Below are 15,719 nucleotides of genomic sequence, written 5' to 3' on the forward strand. Positions count from 1 at the left end.
GTCAGTATACATCCACCGAGCCGTCCGCCTTGAAATGCATGAGAAACAGATTGTACCGTCCGGTCTGCCGGCCCCAGGCCGGCGCGAGGTCGCCGCCGGCGCTCGGGTCGCCGTCGGCCCGCGGAATATAATAGCAAACCGCCGAATCCGACACGAATTTCACGGGCTGCGGCAGCCGCGGATCGTTCTGATGCACGAACCGCTCGATCGAGGTCCGGCGCCACCCCGGGATCAGACCCGTCGATTCGTCGCCGTCGTACCGTCCCCAGAGGGTGACGAAGTTGTTCTCTTCCGCCAGCGAGCCGTTGATCGCCACGCTCACCTCCAGGTACCCCTGCTCCCCGATCAGCCGCCGCACCATGGAATCCGGCACCGGGATCACCGCGTATTGGCGGAATTCTTCGAGGCCCATCGGGATCAGCTGGGCGTAGTAGCGATAGGTCGGTTTGGGGTAAAAGAACTCGGCCAAGGGGGGCTGCCCGCCGACCAGCGGAATGGTGGCCTCTCCGATCTGCAGGGAGAACGTATTCCGCCGCCCGGCTCCGGAGTTGAGATCGGCCGCGACCGCGAGCATCTCGTTATCGGCCACTGGCCGCAGCGTCGAAATGTATATCCGCGTCCCCGCTTTCCTGTCGGTCGTCTCCAGCCGGCAGCCAAACTCCGCCCACTGGTTCCAGGCCAGCGCGTGCGAGGCCATGACCATCGCAACCACGGCCGCGGTTACCGCCGGAACCGTCCACGCGCCTGCCTGAAGGCGCCGGGCCACGGGGCGCAGCAGCAGGCAGATCCCGGCCAGCACGAGGAGGCTCTTGGCCGCCAGCGCGGCGACCACCAGCCCCTCGCTCAATCCGGTGCCGAACACCGCGTTGATCCAGTGGGCGTCGAATGCCAGCCCGAGGATCACCACACCCACAGCGGCGGCCGGTCGCGCCCACGCGGCGGGTGTCCGGCCCGCATAAGCCGCGGCGGTCTCGCTCGCGAGATAGCCGAACGCCGCCATGACCATCCCCATCGCCTGGAAATTGTATCGGGACAGAGCGTGAAATACCAGATGAATCGCCGTGTAGTACAGCATGATGAAGACAGGCCAGGCGGCCCGCCCCGGGTGCACTCTGACCAAAAGCAGCAGCCCGGCCAGACCGCCGAGAACCACCGCCAGATGCAGAAGTTCGGTGGCCGCACCGGGTAAAAGGAAACTCTTCCGAAAGTCATTGTACGGCCGCCGCCACAGGCGGTCGAATTTCTGAACCGTCAGCCCCGCAAACCCGGCCGGGTCGGCCAGGATATCCCCCGCCACCGACCGTTCCCAGAACCCCTCCTCGACCATGTCCAGGTCATACCCCGCGTTGGGGATTGAGGTCGACTGTCGGAGGTTGGCATCGGCGTACTCGGGGTCGCGCAGCGTCACCCGGCCATAGTGGAGCGACGCGGCCGCGGTCCAGCCGACAAAGACAGCAGCCAGCGGCACGGCAAACGAAAGGGCGCGGACCGTAAAGGCCGCCCTCCCCCACACCGGGCGCGTGTAGAAATAGTACCCGAGCAGGAACGGAATCGCCAGGAGCATGGCGGTCGGCTTGTTCAGCACGAGCGCGCCGGCCAGCAGCCCCGCCAGGACCAGAGGCCGACGGCGATTGGTCTCCACGCTGCGGATCATGAGGTAGATGGTCAGGAGGATGAGCAGGCTGGTGGAGGTCTCCAGAAGGAGCATGGTCGAGGCCAGGATGAAGGGGAAATAGACGGCGTAGATTGCGCCGGCGATCAGCGCCGCACGCCGTCCGACCAGCCGCACGCAGATCGCGATCAGCAGCACGTTGGCCAGAAGGTCGCACAGCACGCCGACTGTCCGCGCGACGGTGAAATCGGCGGCGGGGGCGGCAAAAAATACGGCCGCCAGCACCAGCGGATAGAGCGGCCCGCTGAAAAAAAGCTCCTCCTTCGCCTGCGTGAGCGTGTGCGGCGCGTACGACAGCCACTCGATCTGCTCCCCTTGGATGTATTTCTCGTAGTAGTGCCTGAACCGGTAGCGGTCGTCGTGCTCGGTAGCCGCCCCGGCGGGTGCCGAATGATCCACCAGCGAGATCAGGGCGAGCCCGGCCGCTGCGTAGCGCCGGGCATCCCACATCACCGGCAGCACTTCACCGAACGCGAGGTACCCCACGCGGAGGACCAGGGCGACAGCGAGGATGGCCAGGACATATCGACGGTAGGCGGTGTCGGGCATCGGTGGTATGTCCCTCTATGTCGCCCGGCGGCCCACGGGCGATTGGCCCTCGGGTTCCGCCGCCTCCGCCTCGAGCCGGCCGAGCGAGAGATGCTCTTTCCTGAGGAAGTAGAACCCCCCGATGGTGACGACGATGTACTGGGCCGCGTGGAGCACCAGGGCGCACGAGAGCGCGGCTTCTTTGGTCACTCCGTACTGCATGAGCGACCAGACCGCCCCGAAATGGTACACCCCGACGAACCCCGGCGTCGAAGGCACGAGGATCGAGATGGACACGACCACGAGCACGACGTACGAGGCATCGAGCGGCAGGTCGAGGCCAAAAGCCCAGAAGACGAAGATGTTCGACAGGCCCATGAGAATCCATATCAGGAGCGTCTGGGCACTCACCGAGACGACACTCCGCCCGCGGGAGAGGAACTCCAGCCCCCGCGAGAACTTGAGGATTATCCCCCGGATCGTCTCGCGCACCCCCGCCGGCACGAAGAACAGGTAGCGCGTCAGCAACCGCCCCACCTGGGCCGGGCGGCTCGCGAGGATAGTGATGAACAGGATGCCGCCGAGCGCGATCGCAATGGCGACCCACAGACCCCGCTGCATGGTCGAGTCCATCAGGATGTGCGAGTAATAGAGGACGGCGCCGAAAATGAGCAGCAGCGCCACCAGATCGAACACCATCCGTTCCACGAAAATGGTCGCCAGCGAGGCCGACTTGGTGATCCGCCGCTCCTGCGCCGCCAGCGAGTAGGCCCGCACGAACTCGCCCAGTCGCAGGGGGAGGACGTTGTTGGCCATGAACCCGATCCAGGTCGCCGCCAGCAGGCGCCGGAAAGGAACCTCCGCGATCGGCTCGACCATCGCCCGCCACCGCCAGGCACGCTGGTACATGGTGAGCACGATGAAGGCCACGTTCGGGAGAAGCCAGTAGTAGTTGGCCCCGCTGAGCGCCCGCGAGAGTTCGGCGAAATTGATCCGCTCCAGCAGCAGCCAGACGAGGTAGCCGGAGATGACGATTCCCACACCCGTGTAGAGGAGTTTCTTGGTTCGATGGGTCATCGCCGCCCCTCCGCCACCCGGAGGGCGAGCGCCTCGAATTCGCGCGCCGCGTCGTCCCAGTTGAACCGGGCCGCCCACCGGAGCGCCCCCGCCTCGAGCCGCTGCCGCAGGGGGACGTCGGTCAGCACGCGCACGAGCCGCTCGGCCAGCGCGGCGATGTCGCCGTAGGGGTACAGCAGCCCGGTCTCGCCGTCACGCACGGAATCCCGCAGCCCCGGCGAATCAGCGGCCACCACGGCGGTCCCCACCGCGTTGGCTTCGATGTTGGTCAATCCCCAGCCCTCCTTGAGCGAGGGCAGCACAGCCACGTGGGCGCGCCGCATCCGGGCCACTTTCTCTTCGAGCGGCACGTAGCCCGGAAATTCGACGTCGTCCCCCAGCCCCATCTTCGCCGCCAGCGCCCGGAGCGGCGCGAGGTAATCCCCCGTGCCCACGACCATCAGCCGGGCTCCCGGCACCCGCTCCCGGACCAGCGCCATCGCCCGCACCAGGTGCTGGACCGACTTGTACTTCTTGATCCGCCCCAGGTACAGCACGGTGGGCCGCTCGTACTTCGCCGCCGCGGGGTCGTGCGAGTAGGTGGCCGCGTCGATCCCGCAGTGGATCACCGAGATGTCGGCGCGCGGGATGCCCCGCGCCGCCAGGTCATCCGCGGTCGACTCGGAAATCACGTTGAAGGGAAACCCGCGGTACACCCGTACGACGGGCCGTTCGGCCAGATAGATGTAGGTGGCCAGCACGGCGTTGATCTCGCGGAACACGGTCGTCGCGAACAGGTGCGGGATCACGACGAGCGTCGGCAGGCGCAGGTAGAGCGGCGTGTAGAACGGAATTTTGTTGACGTCCTCGACGAGCAGATCGAACGTCTCGGCGCGCGCCAGCCGCCGCAGGTGGAGGGGGGCGATCAGGTTGAAATTGTAGCGGTTCCCCCGGCGGACGATGCGGATCCCGGCGATGACCTCCTCCGGCTTGCCGCCGGGGTAGTTGGAGCAGAAGAGCGTGACCCGATGGCCGTAGGCGACGAGGCGGCGGAGGAGCTCTGCGAGGTGAACCTCGGCTCCGCCGGCGTAGGGATTGCTCAGGTCGTTCCAGTTGAGGGCGAGGATATTCACCGGCCGGAATCCTTCAGGAGTTCGTCGAACGAGGCGCCGGCGTCGAGTTGGCGCAGTGCGGCGGCCAGCTGGCTATCGTCGGGGTTGAACTCCAGCCACAGGCGCAGCGCCGCTTTCATGCCCTCCAGGTCGCGCCGGGCGAAGCGCAGTCGCAACAATTCCTCGAGCGCTGTCCGGTAAGTTGTGTTGGCGCGGAGAATCGACTCCAGGGTGGCCTCCGCCTTGGCCGTGTCCCCGGCCAGCACGCAGGCGCGGGCCAAGAGGGTCTGCATCCAGTCCCGGTCGCCGACCCGCACCGTGTCCAGCAGCGCCTCGAGGTCGCCCACCCGGACCTGCTCGGTGTAGACCGTCGCGAGAAACTCCGGCATGTCGCCGTTGTGGGGCACGAGCGCCCAGCCATGGGCCACCAGCTTCTCGGCCTCGGCCAGGCGGCCCGCCTTGCGCAGCGTGTCGGCGACCATGAGGAAGGCGTTGCCGTAGTTGGCCGTCAGACGCAGCGTCGCATCGTCCTGGTACACGGCTGGGTCGTTCACCCCGCGGGCGCGAAAGCGGTTCATGAAGAAATCTATTGAGCCTTCGACATCGACGTTGATTCGCCCGTGCGGTTCTTCGATCCGGTAGAGCAGCCCCTCCATGGTCAGCCGCGGGTCGATCGGTTCGCCGCGGAATGTCCGCGCCCCGCTGCCCACGGTCACCGAGAAGTACATCGGCCGCCGGCCGTAGTAGCGGCCCATGAGGGCGTCGACCACCATGTCCTGCACCCGGTACCAGGTGCCGTCGGGACGGCGCTGCGAGGCCAGGCGCCCGATCTGCTCGTCCGTCCACGGCAACTCCAGCCCGAGCGTGCTCCGGATCTGCCGGATGTACCAGTCGGTGTTGGCGAGTGACAGGTTCACGACAGTGACGTCGCGCCGCTGCCCGAACGTCTCCTGCAGACACCACAGGGGAAAAGTGTCGTTGTCGCCGTGGGTGAACAGGATGGCGTCGGGCCGTGCGGAGTCAAGCAGGTTCATGCCGTAGTCGTAGGGGATGAAATTCTCGCTCCGATCGGCATAGTGATAGTTGCCGGCGAGGGCGATCGCCGGCGCCGCGAACAACAGCAGCGAGGCGGCCGCCGCCGCCGCGCGCACGCCGCTGCCGGCGCGCCGGGCGAGATCCCGCAGCGCGCCCGCCAAAAACGCCAGCCCCAGCCCGATCGACATGCCGAACAGCACGAACGCGGTCGTGAAGAAATAGTCCCGGTCGCGGACTTCCAGGTAGTCCTGGCCGGTCACCGGGCTCTGCCGTGTCCCGTCGGCGAAATTCATATACAGCACCAGCCCGACCGAGGTGATCAGCAAGAGCAGCACGAGCGCGAGGCCGAGACTCGGCCGCCGCCGCACCACCTCCCAGGCGCCGAACAAACCGACCAGAATGAGCAGCACCGACTCCGGGCCCCGCAGGCCGTACTGCTCGTGGAAGAACCGCCAGAATCCCATCCGCTGGTAGTTGCCGAACTGATTTTCCCACGACCCGCGCCGGACAAACATCCGCTCCACCATCGAGATCCGCTGGTACTGCTTGCGGTCGAGGAAGTCGATCGTCTGGGCGATCGTCTGCGGGTTGTTCTCGTTGATCGCCGGCTCCCGGGCGGCCCGGACCGGCATGTAGGCGTTGATCGAAAAGCCGACCAGCGCCACCGCCAGCATCAGCAACGCGCTCTTCCACCCCGGGAGCATGCGCGCCAGGCCCAAAAGCGCGAGCACGACCGCCGCCAGCCCGACCGCCAGGAGGAACGGCTTGACCTCGACAATGATCGTCCCGATCGCAACAATCGCGATCAGGAACTCCCAGCGAAGATACCGGCGAAGCAGCACCAGGAGGAGCGCCCCGAGGATGACGGTGGCCAGCAGGAAGGGCTTGTAGCCTTTGAACATGAACAGCAGCGCGACCATGACGACCGCAGCGGCCACGAACCCCGCCGGCGCGAGATAGGCGCGGGCCGCCTCCCTGTCCTTCATTCGACCCCGCTTGTTCGAGTAGGACCACCCGATGTACGCGGCGCCGGCCGCCAGCGCCGCGAACGCCGCCATCCCCGCTCCGGTGAGCACCCGGCCGGCCGCCCCTTCCGATCCGGCGATCCGCGCGATCACCTCGCCCGCCAGCGGGATCATGGCTGCCAAGAACCCGACCGCGAACCAGACATGCACGCGCGGGATCCGCTCGAACGAGAACATGTACAGGTAGTAGAATGCCCCCACGATCGTCACCGGCACCCAGTAGGGCACCTCCCCCGGCCGCGAGGACAGCGCGAAGATCAAATACATCTCGAGCAGCAGGAATGCGGCCACCGTGAACCATACCCAGGCGGGGGATTCCTTTTTCAAAATGAAGAACAGCGCGACAATGGGGAGCGCCACAAACGCCATGAGGTGCACCCCCACGCCGAGCACCGACAGAAACACCGCCAGGAACATGATCCGATCCCCCGCCGGCGTTTCCTGGTGCTGCCGGTAGCGCAGCCCCAGCCAGAAAACGCACAGCATGAGGGCCATCGTCAGCCCGTACACTTCCGCCTCGACCGCGTTGTTCCAGTTGGTCAGCCCGAAAGCCGCAAAGAGCGCTCCGGCCGCCCCGCCCAGGTACACCGTCAGCCGGTCGATAACGGCCGGACCGGAGAACCACGCCCGGAGAAGGCGCACGACGATCAGGTAGGCGAACATGGCGGCGAAGGCCGAGGAGACTCCCGACAGCAGGTTCACTCGCATGGCCGGATCGGCGGCCGTCGGGAGAATGCTGAACAGCCGTCCGAGCAGCACGTACAAGGGGGAGCCGGGGGGGTGCGGGATGCCGAGGATCGACGACACGGCGATGAACTCGCCGCAGTCCCAGAACGAGAGGGTCGGCGCGACCGTGCGCGCGTACATCGCGAAAGCGACCAGCACAATCCCGGCCGCGGCGAAGGCATTGGTGCGGTCAAAACCGCATCCGTCCAGTGCTTCCGGCGGTGCGACCGCGAGCCCGCCCGGCGCCGTCCCGGGCACCGCGCCGTCCGCGGCGGGAGCGGCCTGCTTCGACTTGTCAGACTTGGCCATAGGCGATTTTTGGCCGGCTGGTGTCCGGCGGATTCATCCCTTGTCCGTCAAAAACCCTTGAATATAACGGATTTCCGAACCGTGTAAAGCTTGAAACGCAGGAAACGACGGGCTCCGCGACCGCCCGCCACCCCCCCGGTCAGTTAAAGGGGTTGGGATAGTTCTGACAAAGCCGGAACTCCGTAGGCGGCGGGCCCAGTACGGTCGCCGGTCCCTCCGTCTGACAGGGACCGGTTGCGCCTCTTTCTTGTGGCAAATCCGCGGCCCTGTCCGGCTGCGCGGGGGTCCAGGTGTAGTCGATCTGGTTTCGCTCATTGAGGATTTCGGTGAGATATTCAAGGTGCACCCCCGTGGCCGTATCCTTGAGGGAGACCATGACCCAGCTTCGGTAGCTGAAAGTCCCCAATTCCGTTCCGACCTCGTTGGTGTGCCGCAGCGGGGGCAGCGGGAACAGATGCGGAAATCTCAGGATATCCCGGGTTGTGAATCGCCCCCCGGCATCGGTATACCCGTAGACGTTCGCCTCCGGATCCGGCCGCCACAACACCATGCAGATCGTATCCTGAAACAGCGGCTCCCCTGACCCACTCGCCGCGCGGAACACGCCCCGATACACGCCGTCGGGCAGCACCTCCGACCCGGCACCGGCGTTCCACGCGACCGAGTAGACACCGGCGTCGAGCGGCTGCGCCACGAGAGTGGTCTCCAGTCCGCCCGCAAGGTCGTACACTGCAAGACTCACCGAGCAGGCCTGCGGCAGATCGAACCCGATTACGGTCATAACCTGCGGCTCCATCGTTTCCCCGGCGGCGCGCCGATAAATCGGCAGACCGTCAAAAAGCGACCATATGCTCACTCTCAGATTCGGCACCGGGTCCCCCTCGACCGTCCCGGCAGTCAGCTCAAACGAGAACTCATCGTTCCATCCGGTGGCCTCGTCATCGTCCGAGCAGGAGAAGAAGGCAACTCCCGCAAGTATGAGGCCAAGCATCAGCAGACGTGTCGGCATACCGACCTCCTCGGTGGGCGAATCCTGTCAGTCCCTGCTCAATTAGTAATGGAAGGATAACGGGCGGTCGGGAGAGGTGTCAAGGGGTGATCCGTGCGCCCTCGGATTTGACGGGACCGTCGCCGGGACGAGCCGTGGGCTGCCCAAAAAAGAAAGGGCCTCGATTACTCGAGGCCTCTCTCTCCTCACCAATCGGGAAAGCTCACAAGCAGTCTAACCGCCAAGAAATACTGCTCATACTTCCATGTAGTGCGTCAGGTTGCGGGTCTGTTCGCACTACGCTACCCGATGTCTCAGATATATACAAACTCCGTGCCAATCATCGCCTGAAACGGCTATCTCTTTGTCGGTACAGATCTTACGTCAAAGCACGATTGGTCCGATCGCCCGCAGAACTGCCTTTTTCGCAAATTCTGTCCCGGCGGTGTCGCAGAAACTGCTGTCAGTCTCAACTTGCGTCTTTTTCCTGGCGACCAGATTGGCACCGCCATCAGCCGCCCTGGAGCAGCCGTGCCCCGCATCGGTTGACTGCCGGAGGCTCGAGCCGTCGTCACGGCCGTTGAGGCGTCGTTTCCGGCGGTCGCAGCCACAAAAAAGAACTCTCCCCCGCCGTCGCGAGGGAGAGTTTCCGCAGAAAACTTTCAGTTCAGAATCGCCTGCTTAACGCCTGCTTCACGTATCGGCCGCTTACTTCAGCAGCATCATCTTCCGCGTTTCAGTGTTCTCGTCCGTCTGAATGCGGTAGAAGTACACGCCGCTGGCCATGCGGGAGGCGTCAAACGTCACCGCATGCTCGCCCGCGTCAAACTGGCCGTCCGCCAGCTTCACCACCTGCTGCCCCAGCACGTTGAAAATCGACAGTTCGACGTGCGACGGTTTGGGCAGGGCGAAGCTGATGGTTGTGGACGGGTTGAACGGGTTCGGGTAGTTCTGGTTCAGCGCGAACTGCTTCGGCAGATTCGCGCCGGCCGCCTCGGTCAGCGAGAACGAAACCGTCGAGAATTCCGGGTTCACGACATACTGGCCCAGCTGGCCGGCATCGTCGGTGTGGTACACGAACGTCAGCTCGTGCCCCGGGTTCTCGGTCGTGAACGTCTCGAGGGAAACGTTCTGCGCCGTCGGGTCGTCAATCCGGAACACCAGATTGGCCACCACCCCGGTCCCCGCCTCCAGATCCGGCTTGAAATCCGGGGTGATCTGCGGGAGCAGCCCGATGATGACGGTGCGGTTCTCATTGTTGATGTTCGCAATCTTCAGGTCGAAATACTCGGTGCGGGTCCCGTCGAATTCGACCGCCTGGAGCGTCACGCCCTCTGAAAACTTCAGCGGGATGTCCATGGCCGCCAGGTTGGCCTCGTTGGTTACCACGAGCGGCACCGTCACCACGTTGGCTTCGGTCTGGCTGGCAACGCTCTTCCCGACTGCGAACTGATGGGCGGACCCGGCCAGGACGAGCGCCGGCATCACCAGCACCGCGGCCGCGACCATCAGCATGTTTACGCGTTTACTCAAGGTTCTACCTCCTTGGAGTTGGTTGTGTCTTTCTCCGTGACCGAGCTTCCAGATTCCTCCGTTGCGCTCCTTGCCACGTGTATCTTCCGTAACACGAAATGCCAGCAAGCAATCGTCCGTCAGCTTGTCACTGATTTGCAGTCGGCGGTGTTCTCGTGGGGATCTGTTAAATAAATACGAAATGATTCGCGATCTGTCAAGGCGCTTTTCCGATTTCGAATCACTCGCTTCGTCCGATTCCCTGCACAACGTCCCAGTGGGCCTGCAACCGTCCTACGATTAGTACAACGCCCGCACGGGCGTAGTTCCGCTTTTTTATAATGAATTTTCAATGAAATTTCGGGAAATCTTTTCCGGTCGCACGGCGGTCTCGCATCGCATCCGGCGCACAACCTGCGCCGTGCGGCTCCACGTTGACCCCGTTTCGCCGCCGCCCCCTCCCCCCGGTCCCTCTCCCCGCCCGCCGCAGACTCTGCGATTAGGGCTTGACTTCGCCCCGTCGGGGCGCAAATTTGGGTCGCCTGAAATATCGCCGACTTCAACCTGACCGGCTGAATGGACACAAGGGGTCGTCCCGCCCCAGCGGAGACGGTGACCAACAACGCGCCCGCCTCACATATGAGAGCTTTCCTCCGAACGTATAAGTACCCTCTTCTGGTGGCCGCACTCGCGGTCGCCGTGCGGTGGGTCTACCTCCTCGAGCTGGCCTCCCATCCCGGGTTCACCGTCCCCATGGTTGACGAGAAGTGGCACTGGGAGTGGGCGCGGGAGATCATTCACACGTCGTTTTTCGGCCAGGGGACCTGGTTTCGGGCGCCGCTCTATCCCTATGTCCTTGCTTTCCTGGCGTTCGTGACGGGCGAGTCGGTTTTCTGGGCGAAGTTCCTCCAGCTGCTGATTACCGGCGGCACCGCCTTCTTCCTGGTCGGCCTTGGCGAACGGCTTTTCAGCCGACCGGTGGGCCTGCTGGCAGGCGTGGTGTACGCGGTGTACGGCACGGCCCTTTATTACGAGTCGATGTTCCTCATCTCGGTGGTCTTCCTGTTCTTCCTTGTCTGGGGAATATACCGCCTCGTCGCCTTCCGGGCCTCGGAGCGGTGGCGGTCGTGGCTTTTGACGGGGGCGGTTTTCGGGCTGGCGGCGATCAGCCGCCCCAACGTGCTTCTCGTCATCCCGCTGTTCCTGCTCTGGGTGTTCTACGTTTCCCCCCGCCGCCAGAGATTCCTGACCCGCCTTCGCCGCCCGATCATCCTCCTGGCCGGCCTGCTTATCGTCATCCTCCCGGTGACCGTCCGCAACCTCCTTGTCACCGGCGACTTCATCCTCATCTCCTCGCAGGGGGGCGTGAACCTCTACCTGGGCAACAACCCGCTGGCCAACGGGCTGTCGATGCAGATGGGGGAGGTGGAGCTGACCGAGGGGCTCACCTGGGACCGCTTCGCGCCCGCTGCCCACGAGGCCGCCGAGCGGCTGGCCGGCCGCCGCCTGTCCGAATCCGAATCCTCCGACTTCTGGACGCGCCGCTCGCTGCAATTCATCAAGGACAACCCCGCGGCGTTCGCCGGGCTGGTCTGGCGCAAGACGGTGTACCTCGTGAGCGGTTTTGAGAATTCCGACAACTCCGACATCTACTACGAGCGCGGCAAGTCCTTCCTCTATTCGCTCTTGCTGTGGGACGGTCCGATCGATTTCCCCTTCGGCCTCCTGTTGCCGCTCACTCTCGCCGGCCTCTACCTGCGCCGCCGGGAGACCGACAGGCTGGCCCCGCTGTACCTCTTCCTCATCGGCTACATCCCGACGATCGTGCTCTTTCTCGTGACCGCCCGCCACCGCCTGCCGCTGGTTCCGTTCATGATCATTCTCGCGGCGGCCGGTCTGGTGAAAGCCGTCGAGCTCACCCGCCGGCGGCGCCTGAAGGAGCTGGCGGTCGCCGGCGTCATCTTCCTGGTCCCGCTCGTGTTATGCAACCGCCTGTGGTACGACGAGGGGGGCCGCAACGAATTCCAGGTGCATTTCAACGAGGGAATCAAGTACGAGCACCTGGGCGACTACGCGGCCGCCGAGCGGGAATACCTGGCTGCCGACCGGTCGTTCGGCGGATCGGCGGCTCTCCTGACCAACCTCGGCCGCGTACAGCACCAGTTGGGCAAGCTCGACGAGGCCGACCGGGCTTACCGGCGCGCCCTGGGTCTCGATCCCACGTTTTACCGCGCCCTGAACAATCTCGGCCTGCTGGTGGGGGAGCGCGGTAATCTGGATTCGTCGCTCGTCCTGTTTGTCGCGGCCCGGCAGCATTACGACAGCATGCTCGCCCGTACCAACGAACTCGGGCTGATCTACATGAATATCGGCAAAGGGCTCGAGCAGTTCGGCCGCCCCGACGTGGCGGTCGCCTATTTCGATTCCGCCGTTCACGCTGCTCCTCAGTCGCCGGAGGTCTCCTACCAGGCGGCTGCGTTTTTTGCCCGCCAGGAGCGCTACGAGTTGTCGGACTCGCTTTTCCTGCGCGGCCAGGCGCTGACCGAACCCTCCGCCGCCGACTTTTTCAACTGGGGGCTCTCGTTCATGGAGCGGAGGCGGTTCGCCGACGGCATCTACATGCTCGACAAAGCGCTCCGGCGCGACTCCACGCTCTATCAGGCCCATTACCTGATCGCGGTCGCCTACCGCGAGGGCGGCATGCCCCCGGATTCCGTGAACGCCCACCTGAACGCCGCTCTCCGGTCCAACCCGAACTACGAACCGGCTCTCCGCTTCCGCGAGCAGATCGGGCGCTAAGCGCCCGGCAAGGCGGGAGGTCGGGGTCCGGGGAACGCGACATCCGAAGACTGTCGGCGCCCTGTCGTCTGCGCTTGACGTGTCGCCGCGCACACTTTATCCTTCAAGAGAGTACTCTGCCGATTTGCATAAGCAGTGGGGTCGGAGATGAGCGGGAACCACCGGGGCCTAATGGCCAATTCGCGGAAACTGGGGACCAAGATCGCAGTGATGTCCGCGACCCTGCTTCTCCCCCTCTCTTCCCATGCGCTGCAGGAGCCGTCACAGTTCATTCGCTCCGTGGCAGCGGCGGTTGCGCAGGGAGACTCTCTGCCCGACCATTACTCCCGTACGACCACCCACATCGTCAACCAGCTCGCTCTCGGCGTCTCCAATCGCGGCGCCATCGCACAGTCGGGGCGCGACGCCTTCACCGGCGATACCATCCTCGGTCATTGCGAGTTCCCGCGCGGGAGCAGGCGCGACTACCTGGAGCAGATCGATCTATGGCTCGGTGTCCAAGGCAGCCGCGACCCGGTTGTCTCAAACGGCTACTACTACCTTGCTGAGGAAGCGATTGCCGGAGAATGGCTCCCCTCTTCGCCGCCTGGCGAATTTGTCCGTCGGTCGATCACCGACCGTTTCGGAGGACCCGATGCGGAAGCTGTCTCTGAGGAAGACCTCCTCTGCACGTATGATGACAGCCTCGGCCTGTGGAAACTCGGGGACCACCTCGCCCCGAATCCGCTCAGCCTCGGCGCTTTCGTCAGGCAGGCATCGTATGCATGGTCGATGACTTATGCCGAGGACTTCGCTATCGTTCGATTAGACATTCGCAATGAGGGCACTATGCTATGGCGTGAGACCTACGCCGGCCTTCACATCATACCCTCAGTTGGACTTCGCGACCCGTGCGAGGATTGTGGACCCAAATGGACAGTCTGCGGCATTCGCACTGTGGCGCCGGCGGCTTTCGGCTGCGATCACCTTGATACTCTCAATACCGCCTGGCATGCCACCGCCTCGGGCGATCCGTACGAGGGCGAGTGGCTGGAAAACCCGCTTTATGATTCTTTCAGGAAGTGCTACTACGGCTCGACCAGAGGGATCATCGGGATCCTCCCTCTGTGCGCTCCACATCCGGCTTACACCCTCCACTACAACTGGTGGGCATCGGTCCTCCATCCTGATCCGGAGGAGGGGATCTTCTCCTTCCAGCCGAGCCAAGACGCGCTCGTACCCTCGTACGTCCCGGGCTTTGTGTACGTGAACACCGACAAGAGCCGTTACCGCCTCCTGGCCGCTAACGAGGTTGATTACCCGTCTTACCAGGCGAGCCGGATCGCGTCGACCCCCTTCAGCGGCTGGCTCCCGGTCCCTCCAGAGCTGGCCAACGCGGTCAGCAGCGGCGTGTGGCCGGAAGCCCTCCTCTCCTGGGGCCCCTTCGATGTGTCACCCGGCGGCCGGTTCTCGATCGTCTTCGCCGTCGTCGGCGGTGAAGACTTCCACACCGATCCCAGTAACTATCGCCACCTGCCCGCGCGTCCCGACCTCTATGAAGCCGGGGTCAATTTCTCCGACCTTGACCGCAACGCCCTCATGGCGCAGTGGGTTTACGACAATCCCGGGATTGACACCGACGGTGACGGCTACTCCGGCGAGTACCGGGTGTGCGTGCGTGACTCCATGCTCATTGGCGACCGGTGGGTAGTCAACAAAGCCGATACCCAGTGGTATAGGGGGGACGGCATCCCCGATTACCGGGGGGCCCTTTCGCCGCCCGCCCCGCACCTCTGGGTTACTCCAATCCACAACGGATTCCATGTACGCTTCAACGGCGAGAAGAGTGAAACCGCAAAAGACATCTTCCTCCAGCGCGTCGATTTCGAGGGGTACCGCATCTACCTCGGCCGTGACGAGCGACGCACAAGCCTCTCGGTCGTCGCTTCGTATGACCGTGAAGACTACACAAGTACATGCTTCTGGCCGATCCGGAAGGAAGTGTCACCTGGCGGCTCATGGATGAACCGTTCACCTTGTCGCTCCTGCGCTGTCTCTACGGTGCTGCTCCCGATCCCTGCGAGGATTCTACCTTCGACCCGTTAACCTTTGACCAGCTCGCCCCGTACCGGCACCCCGGCTTCCCCGACGACTCGATCTTCTGGTTTCGCATCCACGACTACAACGCCTCCTCGATGGGAGTGACTACGCCCATTCGCAAGTGTTACCCGGAGATGCCCGATCCCCGCACTCTTCCGCCTGATTCTCTCACCCCTGAGATGTACACCGATGACGGCTATTTGAAATTCTTCGAGTACGAGTTCGAGATTGAGGGGCTCCTGCCCAGTGTCCCCTACTGGCTGAACGTCACCGCGTTTGATTTCGGCTCGCCCGCCATGGGCGTTGAGCCGCTCGAGTCCCCCCGCGACTCGGGATTGGTCAAAGCATTCCCCCTGCATGAATGGGAGGCCCCGATCTCCGGATCTGATCGCATCTATGTCTTCCCCAACCCCTACCGCACCGATGCCGGGTATCGCGACCAGGGGTTCGAGGGCCGCAATCAGAACGACCGCTGGGATGAGCGCGTCCGGGCGATCTGGTTCGCCAACCTGCCGCCCATATGCACGATTCACATTTTCACGCTCGACGGCGATCGCGTCCGCACCCTCGATCACGACATGAGCCGGCCGATCCGGCTCACCGCCGGCAGAAGTGGGACTTGATCAACCGGAACTATCAGAAGGTCGAGACCGGCCTGTACTATTGGGTGGTCGAGATCCCCGGTGAACCCACCCAGATCGGCAAACTGGCGATCATTCGATGACAAGGGCAGACGAGGCGAGTGATCAAGGATCGTGTGATAGCGCTGCGAAAGGAGCGCGTAGGGCAGAACCCCTGCGGTTTTGACATTGGCCGGGCCCCGCGAGCACTTAGAGCATAGTAGGCCGGGTTCCGAGGGTCGAAGGGACCGGGGAACC

Annotated in this window: 9 protein-coding genes; 3 read left to right on the forward strand and 6 right to left on the reverse strand. The window is 64.2% G+C overall.

The features are described from left to right. Position 1 precedes the first annotated feature (1 nt). The 6 genes from KA261_00355 to KA261_00380 form a co-directional block, all read right to left on the reverse strand. Positions 2-2,221, reverse strand: a complete 2,220-nt coding sequence (locus tag KA261_00355; GenBank protein ID MBP7696234.1) for a glycosyltransferase family 39 protein — start codon at positions 2,219-2,221, stop codon at positions 2-4. Between the two features lie 15 nt (positions 2,222-2,236). Beyond that, a complete protein-coding gene (locus KA261_00360; protein MBP7696235.1) occupies positions 2,237-3,277 on the reverse strand; it encodes a flippase-like domain-containing protein in 1,041 nt (346 codons plus the stop codon). Next, on the reverse strand, positions 3,274-4,389 hold the full coding sequence (locus KA261_00365) for a glycosyltransferase family 4 protein (GenBank protein ID MBP7696236.1): 1,116 nt from the start codon (positions 4,387-4,389) through the stop codon (positions 3,274-3,276). The genes KA261_00360 and KA261_00365 overlap by 4 nt, the downstream gene beginning before the upstream one ends. Further along, entirely contained in the window at positions 4,386-7,463 is a 3,078-nt protein-coding gene (locus tag KA261_00370) for a DUF2723 domain-containing protein (protein MBP7696237.1), read from the reverse strand. The genes KA261_00365 and KA261_00370 overlap by 4 nt, the downstream gene beginning before the upstream one ends. Positions 7,464-7,602: 139 nt before the next feature. Then, the gene (locus KA261_00375; GenBank protein ID MBP7696238.1) at positions 7,603-8,472 is read right to left on the reverse strand and encodes a hypothetical protein; all 870 of its coding nucleotides are present in this window, start codon (positions 8,470-8,472) and stop codon (positions 7,603-7,605) included. A gap of 687 nt (positions 8,473-9,159) precedes the next feature. Continuing rightward, complete coding sequence (locus KA261_00380; GenBank protein MBP7696239.1) at positions 9,160-9,984, reverse strand: T9SS type A sorting domain-containing protein; 825 nt, start codon at positions 9,982-9,984, stop codon at positions 9,160-9,162. Between the two features lie 657 nt (positions 9,985-10,641). Between KA261_00380 and KA261_00385 the strand changes: the two genes are divergently transcribed. The 3 genes from KA261_00385 (at position 10,642) to KA261_00395 (ending at position 15,464) form a co-directional block, all read left to right on the forward strand. Next, positions 10,642-12,762, forward strand: coding sequence for a glycosyltransferase family 39 protein (locus KA261_00385; GenBank protein MBP7696240.1), 2,121 nt, complete (start codon positions 10,642-10,644; stop codon positions 12,760-12,762). A gap of 171 nt (positions 12,763-12,933) precedes the next feature. Beyond that, a complete protein-coding gene (locus KA261_00390; protein MBP7696241.1) occupies positions 12,934-14,847 on the forward strand; it encodes a hypothetical protein in 1,914 nt (637 codons plus the stop codon). Continuing rightward, a complete protein-coding gene (locus KA261_00395) occupies positions 14,760-15,464 on the forward strand; it encodes a hypothetical protein (protein ID MBP7696242.1) in 705 nt (234 codons plus the stop codon). Before KA261_00390 ends, KA261_00395 begins: the two co-directional genes overlap by 88 nt. Positions 15,465-15,719: the final 255 nt, after the last annotated feature.

It is taken from the genome of Candidatus Zixiibacteriota bacterium, from assembly GCA_017999435.1.
GTDB lineage: Bacteria > Zixibacteria > MSB-5A5 > GN15 > FEB-12 > JAGNLV01.

Coding starts and splice junctions, on each gene's coding strand:
- KA261_00355 (MBP7696234.1), bottom strand. CDS start 2,221: ATGCCCGACACCGCCTACCGTCGATATGTCCTGGCCATCCTCGCTGTC.
- KA261_00360 (MBP7696235.1), bottom strand. CDS start 3,277: ATGACCCATCGAACCAAGAAACTCCTCTACACGGGTGTGGGAATCGTC.
- KA261_00370 (MBP7696237.1), bottom strand. CDS start 7,463: ATGGCCAAGTCTGACAAGTCGAAGCAGGCCGCTCCCGCCGCGGACGGC.
- KA261_00375 (MBP7696238.1), bottom strand. CDS start 8,472: ATGCCGACACGTCTGCTGATGCTTGGCCTCATACTTGCGGGAGTTGCC.
- KA261_00390 (MBP7696241.1), top strand. CDS start 12,934: ATGGCCAATTCGCGGAAACTGGGGACCAAGATCGCAGTGATGTCCGCG.
- KA261_00395 (MBP7696242.1), top strand. CDS start 14,760: ATGGATGAACCGTTCACCTTGTCGCTCCTGCGCTGTCTCTACGGTGCT.